Source organism: Listeria booriae (assembly GCF_000766865.1).
Classification (GTDB): Bacteria; Bacillota; Bacilli; order Lactobacillales; family Listeriaceae; genus Listeria_A; species Listeria_A booriae.
On record NZ_JNFA01000011.1, the window covers coordinates 172594 to 191115 of the forward strand.

General features: G+C 40.5%; 15 protein-coding genes. 5 read left to right on the plus strand and 10 right to left on the minus strand.

All coding sequences use genetic code 11. From position 1 onward, the window contains the following. From xylB to EP57_RS04135, 8 genes are all read right to left on the minus strand, one after another. The gene (gene xylB, locus EP57_RS04100; protein ID WP_036084463.1) at nt 1-1500 is read right to left on the minus strand and encodes a xylulokinase; all 1500 of its coding nucleotides are present in this window, start codon (nt 1498-1500) and stop codon (nt 1-3) included. Between the two features lie 18 nt (nt 1501-1518). Beyond that, entirely contained in the window at nt 1519-2832 is a 1314-nt protein-coding gene (gene xylA / locus EP57_RS04105; RefSeq protein ID WP_036084464.1) for a xylose isomerase, read from the minus strand. 161 nt (nt 2833-2993) lie between these two features. After that, nucleotides 2994-4157: an ROK family transcriptional regulator gene (locus EP57_RS04110; RefSeq protein ID WP_036084466.1), complete on the minus strand. Its 1164-nt coding sequence runs from the start codon at nt 4155-4157 to the stop codon at nt 2994-2996. A 104-nt stretch (nt 4158-4261) separates the two neighbouring features. Beyond that, on the minus strand, nt 4262-5881 hold the full coding sequence (locus EP57_RS04115; protein ID WP_036084467.1) for a glycoside hydrolase family 43 protein: 1620 nt from the start codon (nt 5879-5881) through the stop codon (nt 4262-4264). A gap of 19 nt (nt 5882-5900) precedes the next feature. Continuing rightward, a complete protein-coding gene (locus EP57_RS04120) occupies nt 5901-7307 on the minus strand; it encodes an MFS transporter (protein ID WP_036084468.1) in 1407 nt (468 codons plus the stop codon). Nucleotides 7308-7666: 359 nt separating this feature from the next. Continuing rightward, nucleotides 7667-9874: an LPXTG cell wall anchor domain-containing protein gene (locus EP57_RS04125; protein WP_036084469.1), complete on the minus strand. Its 2208-nt coding sequence runs from the start codon at nt 9872-9874 to the stop codon at nt 7667-7669. A gap of 677 nt (nt 9875-10551) precedes the next feature. After that, nucleotides 10552-11295 carry an SDR family NAD(P)-dependent oxidoreductase gene (locus tag EP57_RS04130; protein ID WP_036084470.1) on the minus strand — a complete coding sequence of 248 codons (744 nt, stop codon included), beginning with the start codon at nt 11293-11295 and terminating at the stop codon, nt 10552-10554. A 125-nt stretch (nt 11296-11420) separates the two neighbouring features. After that, nucleotides 11421-13352, minus strand: coding sequence for a DUF4434 domain-containing protein (locus EP57_RS04135; protein ID WP_036084471.1), 1932 nt, complete (start codon nt 13350-13352; stop codon nt 11421-11423). 191 nt (nt 13353-13543) lie between these two features. Between EP57_RS04135 and EP57_RS16795 the strand changes: the two genes are divergently transcribed. Then, nucleotides 13544-13645, plus strand: coding sequence for a lmo0937 family membrane protein (locus EP57_RS16795; RefSeq protein WP_376701630.1), 102 nt, complete (start codon nt 13544-13546; stop codon nt 13643-13645). A gap of 187 nt (nt 13646-13832) precedes the next feature. On the opposite strand, the gene EP57_RS04140 is transcribed toward EP57_RS16795, so the two are convergent. Together EP57_RS04140 and EP57_RS17420 are read right to left on the minus strand one after the other, a co-directional pair. Then, on the minus strand, nt 13833-14087 hold the full coding sequence (locus EP57_RS04140; protein ID WP_114982813.1) for a hypothetical protein: 255 nt from the start codon (nt 14085-14087) through the stop codon (nt 13833-13835). A gap of 223 nt (nt 14088-14310) precedes the next feature. Then, entirely contained in the window at nt 14311-14658 is a 348-nt protein-coding gene (locus tag EP57_RS17420) for an Abi-alpha family protein (protein ID WP_036084473.1), read from the minus strand. 327 nt (nt 14659-14985) lie between these two features. Between EP57_RS17420 and EP57_RS04150 the strand changes: the two genes are divergently transcribed. From EP57_RS04150 to EP57_RS16810, 4 genes are all read left to right on the plus strand, one after another. Continuing rightward, nucleotides 14986-15885 carry a hypothetical protein gene (locus EP57_RS04150; protein WP_036084474.1) on the plus strand — a complete coding sequence of 300 codons (900 nt, stop codon included), beginning with the start codon at nt 14986-14988 and terminating at the stop codon, nt 15883-15885. Nucleotides 15886-16836: 951 nt separating this feature from the next. Beyond that, on the plus strand, nt 16837-17439 hold the full coding sequence (locus tag EP57_RS04155; RefSeq protein ID WP_052167543.1) for a C2 domain-containing protein: 603 nt from the start codon (nt 16837-16839) through the stop codon (nt 17437-17439). Nucleotides 17440-17454: 15 nt separating this feature from the next. Continuing rightward, entirely contained in the window at nt 17455-17808 is a 354-nt protein-coding gene (locus tag EP57_RS16805) for a hypothetical protein (RefSeq protein WP_036084475.1), read from the plus strand. A gap of 45 nt (nt 17809-17853) precedes the next feature. Next, nucleotides 17854-18384 (plus strand): tyrosine-type recombinase/integrase, encoded by a 531-nt coding sequence (locus EP57_RS16810; protein WP_114982816.1) that lies wholly within the window; start codon nt 17854-17856, stop codon nt 18382-18384. Nucleotides 18385-18522 lie beyond the last annotated feature (138 nt).

Consider the following 18522-nt stretch of genomic DNA (forward strand, 5'->3'; position numbering starts at 1 on the left):
TTATTCATTAAAATTCGTTAATGTACTACAAATCGTTTTTGTAGCTGGGTAAACTTGTGTATATACATCGTATAATTGTTCGTATTTCTGTACATTTTCTTCTCTTGGTGTGAATGTCGCGTCCTTGTATTGGACGAAGATATTGCGGCATGCTTCGAAATCTTCAAACCAACCATTGCCGACAGCTGCAATCATACATGCGCCAACGCCTGGGCCTTGTTCTACTTCTAAGCGGATAATTTCTGCGTTGAAAATATCTGCCTGCATTTGCATCCAATCGGCATTTTTTGCTCCGCCGCCAACGCTGATGATTTGCTTGAATTTCTTGTTTTTTGCTTCTTCCATCAAAACTTGAGCGTCTTTCAAGCTGAAAGTAATGCCTTCTAATACGGCGCGCGCAAAATGTTTCAATTCATGTCGTGTATCGATTCCGATGAAGCTGCCGCGAATTTTCGAATCGATGTGTGGTGTTCGCTCGCCAACGATATACGGTGTGAAAAGCAAGCCTTCACTTCCTGGTGCCACGGTATACACATCAGCCAATAATTCTGCAAAACTCAAGCCTTTGCCGAATGTATTTTTAAACCAGTTCAAGGAATTTCCTGCGGCAAGTGTTACGCCCATCGAGTAATTGGCGTTCGGAATGACGTGATTGAAGAAGTGCAGTTTGCCTTTGTAATTCGATATTTCTGCTTCAAATGAGCTGAAAACACCGCTCGTACCAAGGGAAACTAGTGCATAGTCTTCATTCACGACGCCCGCACCAAGTGCAGCACACGCGTTATCTGCACCACCGGCGAACACTTTGACTTCCCTTTGCAAGCCGAAACGTTTGGCGTAGCTAGCATTTACCACGCCAACTTGCTCTACGGACGAAACAACTGGTGGTAAAATCGACATATCGATGGCGAACTTCTCGCAAATTGCTGCGGACCATTCGCGCTTTTCGATGTCAAAAAGGGATGTTCCTGCGGCATCTGAATATTCGCAGTGCATATTTCCAGTCAGGATGAACGCCAAGTAGTCTTTTGGCAACATGATTTTTCGGACTTTTTCCCAAACTTCTGGTTTATTTTGCTGTAGCCATAGAATTTTGGGTAAGGTGAAGCCTTCTAGTACGATATTTTTCGTGATTTCGATGATTGTTTCGCCGAATGTGTCCATAATTTGCTGGCACTGTTTCGTCGTCCGCACATCATTCCACAAAATCGCCGGATATGCCAATGTATCCTCATCGCCAAGCGTCACTAACGAATGCATTTGCCCTGAAAAACTGATAGCCTCAAGCTCTGCACCAAAATCTGCGACTTCAATGCTCAGTCTTGTCAGCACTTCTTCGCAAGCAACAACCCAATATTCAGGATGCTGCTCGGAAAAACCTGGCGCTGGTGAATCAATGTCATATTCTGCTGAAGCTTCCGCAATCACTTGCCCCGCCTTATTCATCAGGATACCTTTGAGGGAGCTCGTTCCAAGATCAATGCCTAATACATAACTCATCAGCTAAAACTCCTTCGCTTAAAATAAGTAGTCGTTCAAAACAGATTTAACATATTCAATATGGCTTGATTCTAATTTAATCGTGTCACCATGTTTGTATGCATAAGTAGAAAGTGACTCTAAGTCCTCTTCCCCTGCCAAAATCGATTTACCAATATCCGTACTTGACCATTTGCCATAACGTTCTGCAATGACATTCTCAATGAACTTGTCCTCGATTAATTTGGCAGCAACTTTCAAGCCGCGAGCGAACGTATCCATTCCCGCGATGTGTGCTAACAGCAGATCCTCCATCGCAAAAGAAGAACGGCGAACTTTCGCATCAAAATTAATACCACCTGGCGCAATACCACCATTTTGCAAAATTTCATACATCGCAAGCGTCACATCAAGTACATTCGTTGGGAACTCATCTGTATCCCAGCCAAGTAACATGTCGCCTTGGTTAGCATCAATTGAGCCAAGCGCGTCGTATTCACGTGCCACACGCAATTCATGTTCGAAAGTATGACCAGCCAAAGTCGCGTGATTCGCTTCTAAGTTTAACTTAAAGTCGCCTTCTAAACCATAATTTTGGATAAACGCCATCGTAGTCGCAGCGTCGAAATCATATTGGTGTTTGGATGGCTCTTTTGGTTTTGGCTCAATTAAGAACTGTGGTTTATGGCCGTTCTTTTCTGCATAAGCAATTACCATTTTGAATAGACGCGCGATGTTGTCTTGTTCGAACTTCATGTCTGTATTTAAAAGCGTTTCGTAACCTTCACGTCCGCCCCAGAATACGTAGTTTGCGCCGCCTAGTTTTTTAGAAATATCTAAGCCTTTCTTCACTTGTGCCGCTGCATAGGCGAACACTTCCGGATCATTCGTCGAACCTGCACCATTATTAAAACGAGGATGTGAAAACATATTTGCTGTGTTCCAAAGTAATTTGATGCCAGTTTGGTCCATTTTCACTTTGATTAGATCTGTAATTTCGTCCAAATTGTTCATGAATTCTTCAATCGAATCGCCTGCTGGAGCCACATCGATATCATGGAAACAGAAATATTCTGCGCCTAGTTTTTCAAGAATTTCAAAGAATGCTTCGACGCGATTTTTAGCCGTTTCCATTTCTGTTGCGCCAATCCAAGTACGTTCATTTGTCGGCATACCGAATGGGTCACTGCCATCTTGCGTCATTGTGTGCCAATACGCCACAGCAAAACGCAAATGTTCCTTCATCGGCTTCCCTAAAACAATCTCATCTGCGTTATAGTGACGGAATGCAAACTTGTTCTTCGTTTCTTTACCTTCAAACTGGATTTTTTCTACTTGTGGAAAATAGCTCATAATATAGCCTCCTCATAAAATTGTCGCGCTTGTTTTAATTAGTTGGTCTGTCGAACTAACTATACAAATATCATACATCGTCTCTTCCTTTTTGTAAAGCGTTTTCATCAAAATTTCCAAATAAAAACCACGAACATACACGTCCGCAGTTTTATCGATACTTATTTTTTGAAAATGAGGTCTTGTGATTCTAGACCTAGAACTTGCCGTGCAATAAGCGCGACACCTCCGAGCAACGAGGATTCGTAAATATCGTGTTGTGTGAACTCAATTCGTGTTTCCCCTAGCGGATTTAATGCTTTGTACTCCTCATAAATTCGGTTTAACAACTCCGGAAATTGCGATAAAGAACGCGATGATAAGAAAACTGCTTCTGGCGCGCCGTATTGTACTAAGTTATACGTTATTTGCGCAATCGCCGTGACCCATTCATCAACGACCGCCAAAACAAAACTGTCTTTACTTTTGATTAAGGCGACGAACTCTTCTACTGTTAGTTCTTGTTTACCGTTTTGTTGCGCTATTTTTTCCATGACCGCTTTTTCAGAATACAGTTCTTCTAATCGATACACTTGGCCATCCTTGTAAATGACCGAACGCCCGATTTCCCCGGCCAGCCCTTGCATACCGTGATACAGTTGCTCGTTAATAATGGTGCCGACGCCAATCCCGTTATGAATATTCAAGGCTAGCAAGCTGCTAAGTGGCTCCTCGCCCGAATAATACCAGAAATCACGAATCGAAATCGCCGTCAAATTAGCCTCATTCTCAAAACGAATCGGAACATCCACAATTCCCTGCAACGCCTCCAATAACGAAAACGAATCGAGTTCCAAAAACGGACTATATCGAATCTCATTTTCGTGAACAGGGGCATGCGCCGAAACAGCAATTCCTAGCAACCCGTTCATCGTATCAAAAGCAGGCAAGCCAGAAATGACCTGCTGCATCATCTGAAAAACGTCTTTGATACTGTGACCAGTTAGACGCAGCGACTCTTTTTGAATAACCTCGCCGTTCATATAGTTAACCGAATACCGTAAATGCCTAGCGCCCATATCAAAGGCCAGCACATAGCCGTATCGATAATTAAATTGAATCAAATTCGGTCTCCGTCCACCCGCGTTCGAAGCCTCTCCAATGCCAAGCTCCTCAATAAGCCCGTCCTCATGCAGTTCAAGAATAATAGAAGACACCGTAGATTTCTGTAGATGAACCGCACTTGCAATCGAGCTCCTTGACGTCTGACCAGCATTAAATAGAGTTTTTAATACTAATTTTTTATTGTTTTCTCTCATAACATCCTGATCAGTTTTTTTAGTCATACCATACGTCCCTTTCCTACTGCCTTTTTTTAAAAGTATAACATATCGTCATGTTAAAAGTTAAAGAGAACCACCGCCTATTTCTAGTACAGTGGTTCACATTTTTATTTTTCCTTATAAGCAAAATAATCAAAATCAGCCGGCAAATCGTAGCCAGAGTAATCGACACTCGCCATTCCGACAAAAGCACCTGTGAAAAAACCGCCATATGACTGCACGACATAGTCATCAGATAAAATTTTGGCATCTAGTTTTGGCTTAATATCTTGCCAATTCTCGCCATCAAATGAGTAGGCGTACACATAATGACTCTTCTCCACGCGAACTTTGAAATACACATACTCCGCACTGTCCGGAACGCTTATCGCTTCTTCTTTCAAAAAGCTCGTCAGATTGCCGCAATCGTTTTGAGTAACTTCAATGACCCGGCCGTTTATCTCATTCCAAGTCACGTGAATCATCGACCAGTGTTGCGAATTGTAATAATTGACCAATCCAGCCATCTGTTGGAACGTCGTCGGCTCATATTTAACCGCCGTTTCCGCTTCAAAATGAAACGCTTGCCAACGTCTTGCAACGAGCGACAACTCATGTTCATTCGCTAAAGACCCTTTCCCAATCAGCCTCAAATGCCCCGGATTAGCAGAAAGCGAGCCCATTTTTTCATCAAAAGGTACACGTAACGTATTGAAATTAATATTCAACGAAGCCGCATCAAAATCATCTTTTTCATCATACGTAAGCGGATAAACTTGCGACACCGCGTCTTTTGGCGCATCAACAAAACGACTGCCTTGTTTCCCGCCAACAATATGAGGCCAGTTATCCCCATCCCATGTCACTTTTTGAATCGCGGTTTCCCGTCCAAGTGTACACCAGCCTCGCGGATCATGGCTTGACTCCGTATCATGATGCCAAGGGCGACCCGTTAAATGCGCAAAATACCACTCACCGGCAGGCGTCTCAACTAGCGCGCCATGCCCCGTTTTCTGCAAATAGCTGTCCGGCGAATCAAAAGCCGTCAAGAACACCTCACCCGGCTGCGTTTCGTAAGGCCCAAACAATGTCTTGGAACGCGCCACAACTTCCTGATGCGAAAACAGCGTCCCGCCCTCCGCGCAGAAAAGGTAATAGTACCCAAATAATTTATAAATATGCGGGCCTTCAACTAACTTCACATCTGTTCCGTGATAAATAATCCGTCCCGTTTCCGGCAATAAACGCTCTTCTTCCGCCGAGTATTCCGTCAGCTTTATACCGTTGAACGGATGGCGATACTCTCTGTGATCCCACTCCATCTGAACCAAGTATTTTTTGCCATCGTCATCATGAAAAAGAGAAGCGTCAAAACCAACACCGTTTAGTTTAATCGGGTCCGTCCAAGGTCCGCGAATGTCCTCTGCCGTCGTTAAATAATTCGTAGCGTCTTTAAAAGCGCCTTCCGTTATTTTAACATCCGTATACACAAGCCAAAACTTCCCGTCTGCATACGATAAATCCGGCGCCCAAATCCCGCCTGAATCCTTGTTTCCCTTCATATCAAGCAATGTTGTTGTGGACAGCGGATGCCCGATAAGCTGCCAATGAACTAAATCGGTTGACTCGTGAATCTGCACGCCTGGAAACCACTCAAACGTTGAGTTTGCAATATAATACGTGTCCTCCACTCGAATAATAGACGGATCAGCATTAAAACCTGTTAAAACTGGATTTTCAATTTGCATACCCCTTTACCTCCTACTTTTAATTATCTTTACGACTTTCGATTTCACGGCTAATTTCGAGATAACGCTCGTCTGTAATATCATATTTAGAAATAATAATCATCGCCACAATCAGCAAAATTGCTGGCAATACAGCTACAAGCCACAGAATCCCTTCTTGCGTAAATGCCGACTGCGCCTCACTGTTCGCATTGTAACCAGTAATGCTAAGAACAAAGCCAGGAATTACGCCACCCAACGCCATACCAAATTTGAAAAAGAATCCGGTTAAAGCGTTTACAATACCAGAAATACGGCGTCCCGATTGAAGCTCTCCGTAAGAAATAACCTCCGGAACAAGCGCCCACATATAACCTGTAGCAACGATAACCCCAGTCGATTTAATGAACTGCGCAATCAAAACTAGCGTCACATGATCTTGAGGATTCGGAATAAAGTATAACGCCATCATCCCAATAACCGCAATTCCAAGAAAGACCATGAATAATTGCTTTTTACCAATCGCTTTTTTGATGGATGGAACTAAAGGTAGGAAAATAAACGCCGGAATCGAGCCTAGCGCGTTGAACCACTGCACCGAGTCAGAAGCTTTTACAACATATTGCATATAATAAGCCCCGCCAGCATTACCAATAGACATCATTGCAAAAGCAGTAATAAAGAAGAAAGCCAAGACACGTAGCGGTTTGTTTCGCTTAAATTCCGTCAGCAAATCAGAAACCTTCACCTCATCTTGTTTTTCCACTTCCATAACAACGCGTTCTTTCGTCTGCGTAAAACAGAAAATTAAAATAGCAAAACCTGCAACCGCATAAATCGTCATTGTGATGAGCCAACCACTGGCCGATGCTTTCGTATCCCATGATCCGTCTGTAGAAAATAACTTAACCAAAACAGGCACACCGTAAGCCACAGCAAGTCCACCAAGATTCGCCAAGAACATCCGCGTAGACGTCAATTTTGTAATTTCGTCATTATCACGAGTTAGCGAAGCATTCAGCGCACCGTAAGGAACATTGATCCACGTATAAAGCATCGACAACCCCACATACGTAATGTAAGCATACAACAAACTTCCCGAAAAACCATTCCAAAACACAAGTATTGCGAAAATCGACAATGGCAATCCAACCAAAATTAAATAGCCCCGATACTTCCCAAACCGCGTCGTGTGCTTATCCACAATCGTTCCAACAATCGGATCCCACACTGCATCAATGATACGAACAACTAGAAACATTGTCGCCGCAGAACCAGGATTTAACCCAAAAACATTCGTGTAGAAAAATAACAAATACGTTGACACCGTGTTGTAAATTAAGTTTTGCGCCATATCCCCAGAACCAAAACCAATCCGCTGCAACCAAGACAACTTGTAAAAACCCTTTTCGCCACCTGTTTCTTCCCTTAGCATACTGTTTTCCATCAAAATTCCTCCTGAATTCAAAATGAAGTAACCGTTTCCAAAAATATTATATCATGGTTAGTTCGATGGAGCAACTTATTATTGATGTTTTTTGTAAATTGTATCGTGTAGTGCGAATACTCCTATTTCGGTTGTATACTGATAAATAGTTACTATAATGGTTCTAGGACTCATTTTTACACGCTCATCGTTCTTTAGAAGACACCACGCGGGAGAACAATAACGTACGATAAGATACGCAAAAATTGTGTTTTCCATTTACTTTTTACATAATTTATTTTACACTTTGCTGACTTTATGCAATAGCGGTTCATAATAAACGCGTATCCTGCCGAAACAAGATACGCGTTCTATTATTTTTAGCCTTTGCGACGAATTAAGAAATAGCCGCCTGTACTTAGAATAAGCAGTCCTCCAAACAATGGAAGTGTATCATTTGATGTATCGCCCGTTGTAGGTAATGTTTGTATTGGTGCTGATGGCGTTACTTCTGATACAATACGAGTCGGCTTTCCTGCCACGTCCACTGGAGTTATTAGTGTACTTGCACTTGGAGTTGATGGGACGCTTGGTATTATTGGACAGCTTGGAGTAATTGGTTTGCTAGGCTTTTCTGGTTGGTCTGGTGTCATTGGTTCGACAGGTGTCACGGGGTTACTTGGTACTTTTGTGTTTGGTATATTCTTTAAATCAACTGTTTGCTGATCTTCGGAAATGGTTACTGGATATGTTTTTTCCGATAGTTGGTAGCCTTCTGGAGCCTTTGTTTCTTTTAATGAGTATTCGCCTGCTGGGATATCATTTAGGCTGCCTAAACCTGTTTTATCTGTAGTAATCGTCGCGTAAACTTCTTGGGTTGCTTGATTTATTAGTTGGAATGTCGCGTCTGCCAACTTGATTGCTGCATCTGTGCTATCTACTTTCTCGAATGTTAGCGATCCTTTTGGTTCAACGGGTGGTGGTGTTTTGTCATTCGAAATTTTTCCTAAATCAATTTTTTGTTGGTCTGTTGAAATTGTTACAGGGAAGGTTTTATCTGATAGTTGATAGCCTTCTGGGGCCTTCGTTTCTTGTAATGTGTATTCGCCTGCCGGGATATCATTCAGGTTACCTAGACCTGCTTCGTCTGTCGTAATCGTTGCAAAGACTTCTTGAGTTGCTTGATTTGTCAATTGGAACGTTGCATCTGCTAGCTTAATCGTTGGATCTGCGCTATCTACTTTCTCGAATGTCAGCGATCCTTTTGGCTCCACAGGTGGCGGTGTTTTGTCGTTCGAGATTGTTCCTAAATCGACTTTTTGCTGATCCTCGGAAATGGTTACTGGATATGTTTTATCTGATAGTTGATAGCCTTCTGGGGCTTTGGTTTCTTGCAGCACATAGGAACCGTACGGAATATCACCAAGGCTTCCAGTACCTGTTTCATCCGTGGTAATTGTTGCGAAAACTTCTTGTGTTGTTGGGTCTGTTAATGTAAATGTGGCGCCTGCTAGTTTGATACTCGTATCTGCGCTATCTGCTTTTTCAAATACGAGTGATCCTACTAGATTATCGCTATCGCCTGATCCTTGTCCTGCTGCTTGAAATTGCGCTGGAGAACGGTCTTGGATACGAATCGGCTCACTTCCGTTACCATTGATAACTCCTTGCGTGTACAGCTCATTGGTGTAAAGGCTCGTGCCGTCATCTGTGACTTTTGTTTCATAAACGATATAATAACTCGCAGTGTTTGGTAATGTTCCTCCTGTTAGCGACGGGAACCCTTTGAAAGATGCATTTTCGTAATTCCAGCCTGTGTTTGTAGCTTCTTTTTGCAAGAAATTACTCATATCAAAATCATAACTGTCATGCGTTAAGTTACGTGAACCATCTGCTGCGATTGGCTCTGAAACTTTGTACGCGCTAATGCTATCCTTAACTAAAACTTGATTCGCACCTACTGTATCTTGAAAAACGAATGGATAGTCAGGTAATCCTGACACGGCTAACTGATTGTAGTTATAATATGCCACCCATTCTAGGTTTCCGTCAGCTGTAAAGCCAAGTGGGATTTTTTTCACCAGCTCACTTTTATCCACGGTATCTTTGTATTCTTTAATTGTCATGTTTACCGATGTGGTTTGTCCGTTTAGCTCTATAGACAAAGGAATCGTCTCTGTTCCTGATACATTTGCTGTGTAGTTAGCTGGAATCGCGACTTGCACAAGCTGTGGTGTCGTATTTTGCAAAGCTGTCAGCGTGAATCCAGTCGCATCCGGCGTCACTTGAAATGCTCCACCGATATTAAAAGAAGCGCGATTATACCCTAGTGAATTGGGTTGTCCAAATGTAATATGTGTCTGTTCTCCTTCTGCCATTTTTGGTACATCTAGCGTGAAGTGAAGAGAAAGTGTATCTACAAAAGCAGTTGCGCTTGTTTGCCCCTCTGGATAAGTAATTGTCACGCTTTTCACTGTCGATGTTCCTGCTGCTTCGCTCTTGCTACCCTGTGGGAATGCTACCATACCAATTAAGAAAATGAGTAGACACCCTACCAGAATCCGATACCATTTGTTGTTTTGTTTCATTCTGTTTTCCTCCTTTTTCAAGCTATATTCCGTTGATACATAGCTCTGTAGTTCTGTTGTTCGTTTGCTTAAAACAAAAAAAGCGTGGAGCAAGGTTTTTACAACTCTCAATCCATGCTCTTTCATTTGTTTATTAAGCGCTTACTATCTTTTTCGCTTTTCAAAAATCGATGATGACTTTTAGCGCTTTTAAGATGTCGTCAAATGGGAATTGATGCATAAAATAAGCGCTTTATCTTCTACCTTAAAATTAGTGACACTTTCACCAACCTCTGCGATTTCTTCAGCTCCTTCTTTGGAATTTGCTTACTCTGCCATTATACTAGAGCGAAGGATACGAATAAAGGGAAAAATAGGTAATAAAATTTACATAACCGGAGACAATCAAGCTATATGTTTCTTTTCACCTGCATCTATTTATCCAAATGGGGGGAATTTTACTGTGAAATTGTAGGTTTTTTTGTGAGGAAGGCTTGGAGTTATTTGGTAGAGCTGTTTTTTAGATGGAGCTTGGCGAGAGGGGAAGTTCGGGTTTTTGTATGTTTGTTTACAGTTAGTAGTGTTTGGTGACGGGGTTGGCTATTCAAGCGGCAAATTAAAAGCCCCAACAGAAATGAAATCCATTGAGGCTTTAAGATGGGTTTTGAATTCTAGATTCACTGATTTAGTTTTTGCTATTAAACGGCTGTGTAGCCACCGTCGATTACGAGAATTGTGCCTGAAATAAATGATGCTTCTTCGCTCGCAAGGAATAAAACTGCATTGGCTACTTCTTCTGGTTTTCCAAGTCGACCCATTGGATGGAGGTTAATTAATGATTGGCGTGCCTCACCTTGTGCTGCCTCGATGAGCGGAGTATCAATATAACCTGGTCCGACCGCGTTGACACGAATGCCTTTACGCGCATAAGTAGCACCAAGCGTTTGCGTAAGCAGTTTGACGCCACCTTTTGCCGATGCGTAAGCCGTTACTCCTTCTTTTCCGGCCACACTATGAATCGAGCCTGCATTCACAATTGAGCCGCCATCGCCTTGCTTTAACATCTGCTCAATCGCATATTTATTGGACAAAAATACACCATTTAAATTAATGTCTATCGTTCGTTTCCACTTCTCATACGATAACGCGTCGATATTCCCATCATCCGCAATGCCTGAATTCGCAAATAAAACATCCAAGCGGCCAAAAACACGGACGGTTTCTTTGACCATATTTTCGATTTCAGCCTCATTCGTGACATCCGTTTTAACAAAATGCGCCTCAAAATTTTGTTCGCGAAGCTCCTTCGCTACAAGTTCCCCTTTTTCCGAAAAATCAGCAATGACAACTTTGGCTCCTTCTTCCGCAAATTTAACCGCTGTAGCCTTTCCAATACCACTTGCTCCGCCAGTAATGATCGCTACTTTCTCTTTTAATCTCATTTTTGCTCCTCCTCATTTATTGTTAGCGCTTACAATTTAAGCTTAGCACTTTGAAAATGGAGAAATCAACTAGATAGCTCAATTTCTGTTATTTTTCTTACGTGTATCAGGACTCTATATAAGTTTTATAAAACCAGAAGTTCGCGCATGAATAGAAAAACATTGTATTCTATACGTATTTTAATATCTATGATCTGGCCTTGCGCCACGGTTCTTGGGAAGCCCCAATACCAATACTCGCCTGGTTGATACGTATTTTCACCAGTCACAGGTTGCGTGAAATCAATTTGGGGGATACTTGGTTGTTTGGCTATCGCGTAGGCATGTCCATCCACCTCGTATTGAATGGATGCAGGGATTCGAATAGACGCATTTCGGTCTTGCAGAAAAGACATTCCAATCGCTTGGATGGGGCAATTCTTTCCTAAGTCTAAACGAAGATGGGCGAATCCTTCGGTGTCTGTGTATATTTGTTCCTGAACGGTATAATCTTCTCGTTTTTCAGTCCAAGACACATAGGGGCGATGCTCTGTTAAACGCGTGGCCAGCACCGTATTCCCTTCGTATGCAAAGCCTTCAGATTGATCCGCAAAAGTGAATGTTTGGACAGGCAAACCGGTAGACAGAGCTTCGGCATTCACCTTCGATATTTTTTTCGTGAAATCAGCAATGCCGTCCGCAATTGTGGCTGGTAGTGATAGCGCGCACGTGTATGGAAAACTTCGATTGCCGTAAGCATCAAATGCCATTAACTCATAACTGACGCTTGCATGTGGTAGCACTTGGTTATCCGTGAAGGTAAACGCTATTTGTTCTATTTTTGCATTCATTTCTTTAATTTTGATGCGTTTGCCGTTCCATGTGCGATAAAGAACGTATCCTGTTTCCTCTCCAACGCGTGTGATGTGAAAGACCACATTGTTCTGATTCTGGATAGCATGTGTTACTTCGGGAGTTTTCACTTGTTTCGTTGGGATATAGCCGAGGCGTTGGCTTTCTGTATATGCCTGGTAATATGCCTCATTATTCGCTTGTCCTGCAAGGAAATCTTCGCTCATCGGCATTAAACTGTGCGCACTAAATGAGATATGGCGTTGCACGTAAGGTTCCGCTGCTTGCATATTTTTCTTTAGCCGCGTTATATCCATCGTATTGGAACCGGACATACTATACGATTCTGGATTATTCCATAGCTCCACCGTGGCAGAGCGACCTTGTAATTTTCTATCTGCGTTACTCGTTGTTATCATATCCGCCATTGAACGATACCACGCGCTTAGTTGGTCAGCCGAGGCACTCTCCCATCCTGCACCATCTTGCGGCATCAGCGTATCTAGCTCCGTCCGGAAGAACACATTCTGCCACATTGTATTCCATTGAGATAGGTCATTTTCGGACGGCTGCTTCAAGTTTGTATATAGTAACGGACTGGTGACAATGCGCCCTTCTGGTAGCAAATTCCGTAAGTGTGTAGTTACTGGTTGTAAGTAATATTCAATCCAGCGATCAAGGGCTTTTCCTTCATACAAATTCGCGTTATCTACTTCAAAAGGGAGGTAGAAACCTTTTATCTGTGCGCCGTAAGCTGATTCGTAAAGTTGCATCATTTCGTCTGCAATTTGAATCGAAAATGTTGCGCTATCTTTTAAAAATGCTTGGTTTTCGTTGGAATCGAAATGATTGTACAGAGCTTGAAACCATGTCGTTTCGCTTAGTTGTAGTGGTAAGTAGACATCCAGGTTATTGTCTTTGGCACTTTGCAGCGCGTAACCTAATTGCGCTCGTTCAGAAGTTGATGCTGTGTCTGTGGCTTGAAAACGTTTTGTTGGGTAATAGAATATTTGGTGGTGCGTATCTATATAAGTGACGGCAATCTGCGGGATAAGGACTGTCATGTTTGCTTTGGCAAGATTGTTCGAGATGCTCTGATATTGCGCTTGTCCCCATACGTGTCGTTGTTTCCGCTTTGCTTCTTCTGGTGAAGCAACCAAATCATTTCGGATAAACATTCCAGATATGTGTGGTAAAGACGGTTCGTGACCTTGGATATTTTGCATCAGTATCCCTCCTATTTAACACTAATAATAGCATAAACCTGTGTTTGATTGTGATTTTTGATTGCTTCTTTTGGATTGGGGGGAGGTTTTAGCTTTTTGTAGGGTGGTAAAGAGAAGGATGGCAAAGCTTGAGGAGGTTACATATGTCAGGAATTCTTTGGACCATTATTGTAGTTCTATTTGTGATATGGATGATTGGCTTAATTCTGCGGATTGGTGGGAAGCTGATACATTTATTGTTGGTTTTGGCTTTGGTGTTGTTGGTGTGGAATTTGATTACTGGGAATGGGTGATGGGAAGGGCCGTTTGTCTTTGAGTTGAAGATGAACGGCTCTTTTTATTTTGCTTTTTGATAGCTATCCAAAACAATTAAACCTTCCTTCTCTCTATAAATATAGGTTAAATATCCCAAAAGACTCTTCTACTTAAATCTTAAAGTCAATAGATTAAAAATACAGCTCCTAATAAAATACTGTAGAATTAACTATCACTCATTACTTTAAAATTATCTTTGTACTCTGGTAAAACAGCTTCAAGCAATGCCTCACCTAATTGGGTAACCACAACACGAGCATTAATTGTATACGGTTCTTTAAATACATAGTGGTGAGTTTCATATTTCTCGAAAATTGGAAGCTCACTAACAGCAGCTTTGTATATCGTAGACATTTTAAATTTCGCAATTAAGCCTTCATTTATAGCAATCATTGCTTTATCAGATTCAATCCTTATCAAACCCAGTCTCTCTAAATTAGAAATAGACAAATTATATATATTTGTAAACACATCCTGATTGCTTATATAGAATATCCTCTTCTAAGATCATGGTAACCCTCTCGTTACTATCCTCAGCAATAGAACGTATGTGCACAAGAGCCATGGCCCTTTCTTCATTTAAATTTTTTAAGAGCTCCGCATCTTTCGATGATAAGTTCTCAAGAATAGAAGAAAAACAGGGCTAGATATCTGCATTACTTCGATTATCAACCGTCTGAGCTAAAAGACTAGCAAAAAAATCTTGTAAAAGATTATTTTCCAATTGATACTTAGAATCTTCAATAGCTTTAAGGACTAAGCCAATTCTTTCAGAACTTCTATTTTCTTCTGGAATTAATTCATACCGTGCTTTGATTTTCTCACGATAGGCTTCAATATTAGCCGCGTTTAGGATGCTTAGTTTGACAAACGGCTTGAGAACAGCTCCAACTACACCTCCAATTGCTTCATCTAAGGATTTCGCAAATGGATTTAACAAAATTCCCTTTGTAGATTTAGGTAATAGTTCTACATTTAATACTTTTTTCATCTGTCACTCAAATCCCTCATTTCTAAAGTTACTCCCTTGGTTCACTAGCACCCTATATTTTTATTCACATTTGTGTAAATACAAAGTTTCATTCAAATATTACAACTTGAAAAACTCTAACTAATACTCGCGTAATAGATTGCGCCTTTTATTGATTCTGTTATAATAAGGGTATATCATCCAATTCTATTAATTAAAACTATTCTTCAATTATATCATGATTAGCCTATAATGTAATCGCTTTCTTTAAGTCGATGTAAAGAATGCTTTAATTGATTTAGTAAGGTTGATAAATAAAAATTACTTAACTATAAAAGGAGGTATATAATGGCCCGAATTAACGATGCCTTTGTTACTGGAATAGGAAAGATGACATTAGAAGAAATAGCACTGCATGAAGATTTCAATCTAATAAAAAACCGTTTGATTTGCTCTACAAAAAACTGCGATTCAAGACTAACTTTCGCTTCTAGAAAAGAATTGAATTACTTAAGGACTTATAGGGGGGATAACCATTCTGAAGACTGTATTTTAAATTTTGATAGAGAAGAGTTAAAGCGAAAAGGCGAGAAAATAGCAGAGATTGAGGGTGGGCTGACTCGCGCTAAATTAAAAAGCAGAAATAAAGATTTTTTCAAAAAACTATACATCCCTACTAGGGCAACTGATACTACGAAGGGTAAGAATGCGAATCAAATTAAGAGTGATTCAAAAAATCCAAGAAATTACATTGATGCAAAATTAAATACAGATGGTACCGGGGATGTGCTAACAGAAACTGAACAAAATGGTACTCGTGTCAGAAGTCCAAGAATCAATTCTAGAGAACTAAATCAAATCAGCGAAAAAGATGTTGGGCAAATTATCAAAGCGAATGGATATATTTCTGAGATATCACTCACAGATAACAACAGTGCAAAAGTCTATGTCAAATTTAATAATTCAAGAGCGGTGTATATTTTGCCTCCTTCTTTTTTCAGCGATGAAATAACGGCTAATCAAATTAACGATTACTTGAGAGTTATGCATACCTATATAGCCAGGAAAGAACGCAAAAAATTACAAATAATAACTTTATGCGAGGTAAAAAAAATAGCTCACAAAAATGAAATCCAAGAATTATACATAAACTCTTACAATTGGATTGATTTAGCTATTGAAACAGAACCTCCCAAATTCTTAGATCTACCTAACTTTGTTGCTCAAGTAGTCACTAAAGTTTTCTAATTGTTATCATTCGAAGATACAGAGTAAAGTATTAAGAAACTGCATGTATTATCAAAAAATACAACCGTTGAATGCCATCAATTATTTTACATGCAGTTATCTCAAGACTCCTAATTAAAGAGGGCATATAAATTCGTTAATCTGTCTATTCAATCTATATGACTAAAAGAGATACTTATTACCTATCACTTAACATTGCAAGAGCACTCTCATCTTAATTTAAGTAACAAATAACGCGACCTACTTGTAAATAGAAATATCAGTTATTACCTCCACATTCCCACCCTGTATAACAAGCTATTTTCCTTTTTTTAAATTATCTCCCTACATCTTCTTGTTTGTTTTTTCTTTCCCCATGCTTACTTTAATACCATTTAATCCACTCCACACCTTTATAAAGTCCGTTTATAGCCTTTGCCACACTCAAATATATATTCGCTGACCTTATTGCAAACAGGGGATACCATCAGCAAGAACAAGCTGAAAGTTGAATCATGAGCAATAATTTAAACCTGTATTGAAAAAATGTGACCTAATATCCCCAGTGCTGGTATTATAAATTCCGTTAGTCAATCAATTTTATCCATTGAAACGAGTAAAAAAACTATTTATGATGGGTTGTGAGGGTTTCGAAGCCCCAACCCGCTGATTAAGAGTTCACTTTGTGAATAGATGTTAAGATGCTTTAATAGTCGTTAATGGCTCCGTTGTGCGGTTTCTCGTTTTCGTATAGTCGTTTATAAACTTCAATAATCGTTAAAAAACGTTTCCCTCTGCCCACGCCCTACCCATGGAAAAGGGCAAAATAATGACCGCCAATCGTCCAATGCTGGCGGTCTTCTTGTAGTTTAGTTCACCAACTGGATTATTAAATATACATTATTTTGACAATTCATATGTGCTATGGTAAATTAAAGAAGAACAAACTACAAACAGAAAGAGGTAAGAATTATGCAAGCAAATAAAATCGGGAAAATCGTTTTAATACCACTACTAGCTACTACGCTTGTAGCTGCACCATTGCTTTCGCCAATTTCAGCGATAGCAAATGAAATATCAACATCAGAAGAGACCCCTCTTCCAGTGCTGACACTTGATGAAGCCACGTCAGGAAACACTCCTGATGAATTTCTAGTTCGTGATACGTCTTCAACACCAAGTTCGCCAATGCTTCGCAGTGCTATGCTGGGTTATGAAAAGTGGACTCTTAAATCTCAAGTAAAACAAAAAACAAATACTTTCATCGGCTGGCATCCAGACTTTAAAGCCTATAAATACAATGTTGCGGGTTATTACTTCAGCTCAACACAACAATCTACTCTGTCAGTAAGTTTGGGATATGGCCCTATCTCCTTGAGTGTTGATAAAAATAAAAGTTCTGGATACCTTGTTCCTTCAAATATAAATAAATGGACTAGACCAGCTGTTTATGGCGACACATACAAAAACACGTATACAGTTAAAAAATACAACGGTGCAAATATGCTGACCGGTACTTCTACAAAATACACTAGCACAGTTAAGAAAGAATATATTTTGGCAAAAAATCAATAAACAAGGGGCTCTAGTATGAATAAGAAACTTATAATTTCAATTGTATGTATTGTTGGTATTGTAATCGCAGGAATCCTCATCTACAATAACACACAGAGTAAAGAGGTTCCTTCATTAATAAGGGTTGACGATACCAACTTCGTACCGACCAATGAACCCGCTGATGAAGCTTCTACTGGGGACTTTATCGGAAAAATAAGTAAACGATTAGATAGAGAATCTTCACCTACTCAAAATAACGAGTCCAATTCATTAGATGTAGGAACTAAACTGTATAGGTTTAATGGCGATAACCAGCCCACTAAAGTTATTGTATATGAAGAAGACGGCTCTAAGTACATCGCACGTGAGAATGTCATAAATGAATAAAACAAACCCCTCGAAACAAAATTCGAGGGGCCTTTCTATTACTTAATGTTAAACGGCGATGTCGTCACTGGATGCCGTGAAGCCGAACTAGTAGCACTTGAAGAAAAGCATATCAATGTTAAAGAAAATAAAATTCGATTTGAGCAAATGATCATTGAGGTAGTCGGTGAAGGTGTTAAGGGTGTTCAAGATACAAAAAATAGTGTGATTGGCAGTGTGGACATTCCACAGTGGTTAACAGATTTAATCGTTGAATATTTACAGGATGTTGAATCAGGAACAGGTAAATGGGAAGGTCACAAATTCCTCTTTGCAGATATCGAGGGGAAACCTATACGTCCAGACAGCATATATCAGCGTTGGACATGTTTTACCAAAAGATATAGTTTACCACACATTAGGTTCCATGATTTGCGCCACATGTCCGGTACCTTGCTTATATCGCAAGGCGAGCATATTAAAGTGGTCCAAGAACGATTACGACATAAATCAATGATAACAACCGCTGATACCTATGCACACGTTTTACAAGAGACACACAAGAAAGCCGCAGAGTCTTTCAAAAAGCCATTTTAGATGTCTCTACCCACGCTCTGCCCACGGAAGCATTTTCTTCACTTTTTAACCTCTATTTTCAAAAATTAAAAACCGCCTAAGCTCCACAGCCTAAACGGTTTTATAAGATGGGTTGTGAGGGTTTCGAACCCCCGACCC

Coding starts and splice junctions, on each gene's coding strand:
- xylB (WP_036084463.1), bottom strand. CDS start 1,500: ATGAGTTATGTATTAGGCATTGATCTTGGAACGAGCTCCCTCAAAGGT.
- xylA (WP_036084464.1), bottom strand. CDS start 2,832: ATGAGCTATTTTCCACAAGTAGAAAAAATCCAGTTTGAAGGTAAAGAA.
- EP57_RS04110 (WP_036084466.1), bottom strand. CDS start 4,157: ATGACTAAAAAAACTGATCAGGATGTTATGAGAGAAAACAATAAAAAA.
- EP57_RS04115 (WP_036084467.1), bottom strand. CDS start 5,881: ATGCAAATTGAAAATCCAGTTTTAACAGGTTTTAATGCTGATCCGTCT.
- EP57_RS04120 (WP_036084468.1), bottom strand. CDS start 7,307: ATGGAAAACAGTATGCTAAGGGAAGAAACAGGTGGCGAAAAGGGTTTT.
- EP57_RS04125 (WP_036084469.1), bottom strand. CDS start 9,874: ATGAAACAAAACAACAAATGGTATCGGATTCTGGTAGGGTGTCTACTC.
- EP57_RS04130 (WP_036084470.1), bottom strand. CDS start 11,295: ATGAGATTAAAAGAGAAAGTAGCGATCATTACTGGCGGAGCAAGTGGT.
- EP57_RS04135 (WP_036084471.1), bottom strand. CDS start 13,352: ATGCAAAATATCCAAGGTCACGAACCGTCTTTACCACACATATCTGGA.
- EP57_RS16795 (WP_376701630.1), top strand. CDS start 13,544: ATGATTGGCTTAATTCTGCGGATTGGTGGGAAGCTGATACATTTATTG.
- EP57_RS17420 (WP_036084473.1), bottom strand. CDS start 14,658: ATGAAAAAAGTATTAAATGTAGAACTATTACCTAAATCTACAAAGGGA.
- EP57_RS04150 (WP_036084474.1), top strand. CDS start 14,986: ATGGCCCGAATTAACGATGCCTTTGTTACTGGAATAGGAAAGATGACA.
- EP57_RS04155 (WP_052167543.1), top strand. CDS start 16,837: ATGCAAGCAAATAAAATCGGGAAAATCGTTTTAATACCACTACTAGCT.
- EP57_RS16805 (WP_036084475.1), top strand. CDS start 17,455: ATGAATAAGAAACTTATAATTTCAATTGTATGTATTGTTGGTATTGTA.
- EP57_RS16810 (WP_114982816.1), top strand. CDS start 17,854: ATGTTAAACGGCGATGTCGTCACTGGATGCCGTGAAGCCGAACTAGTA.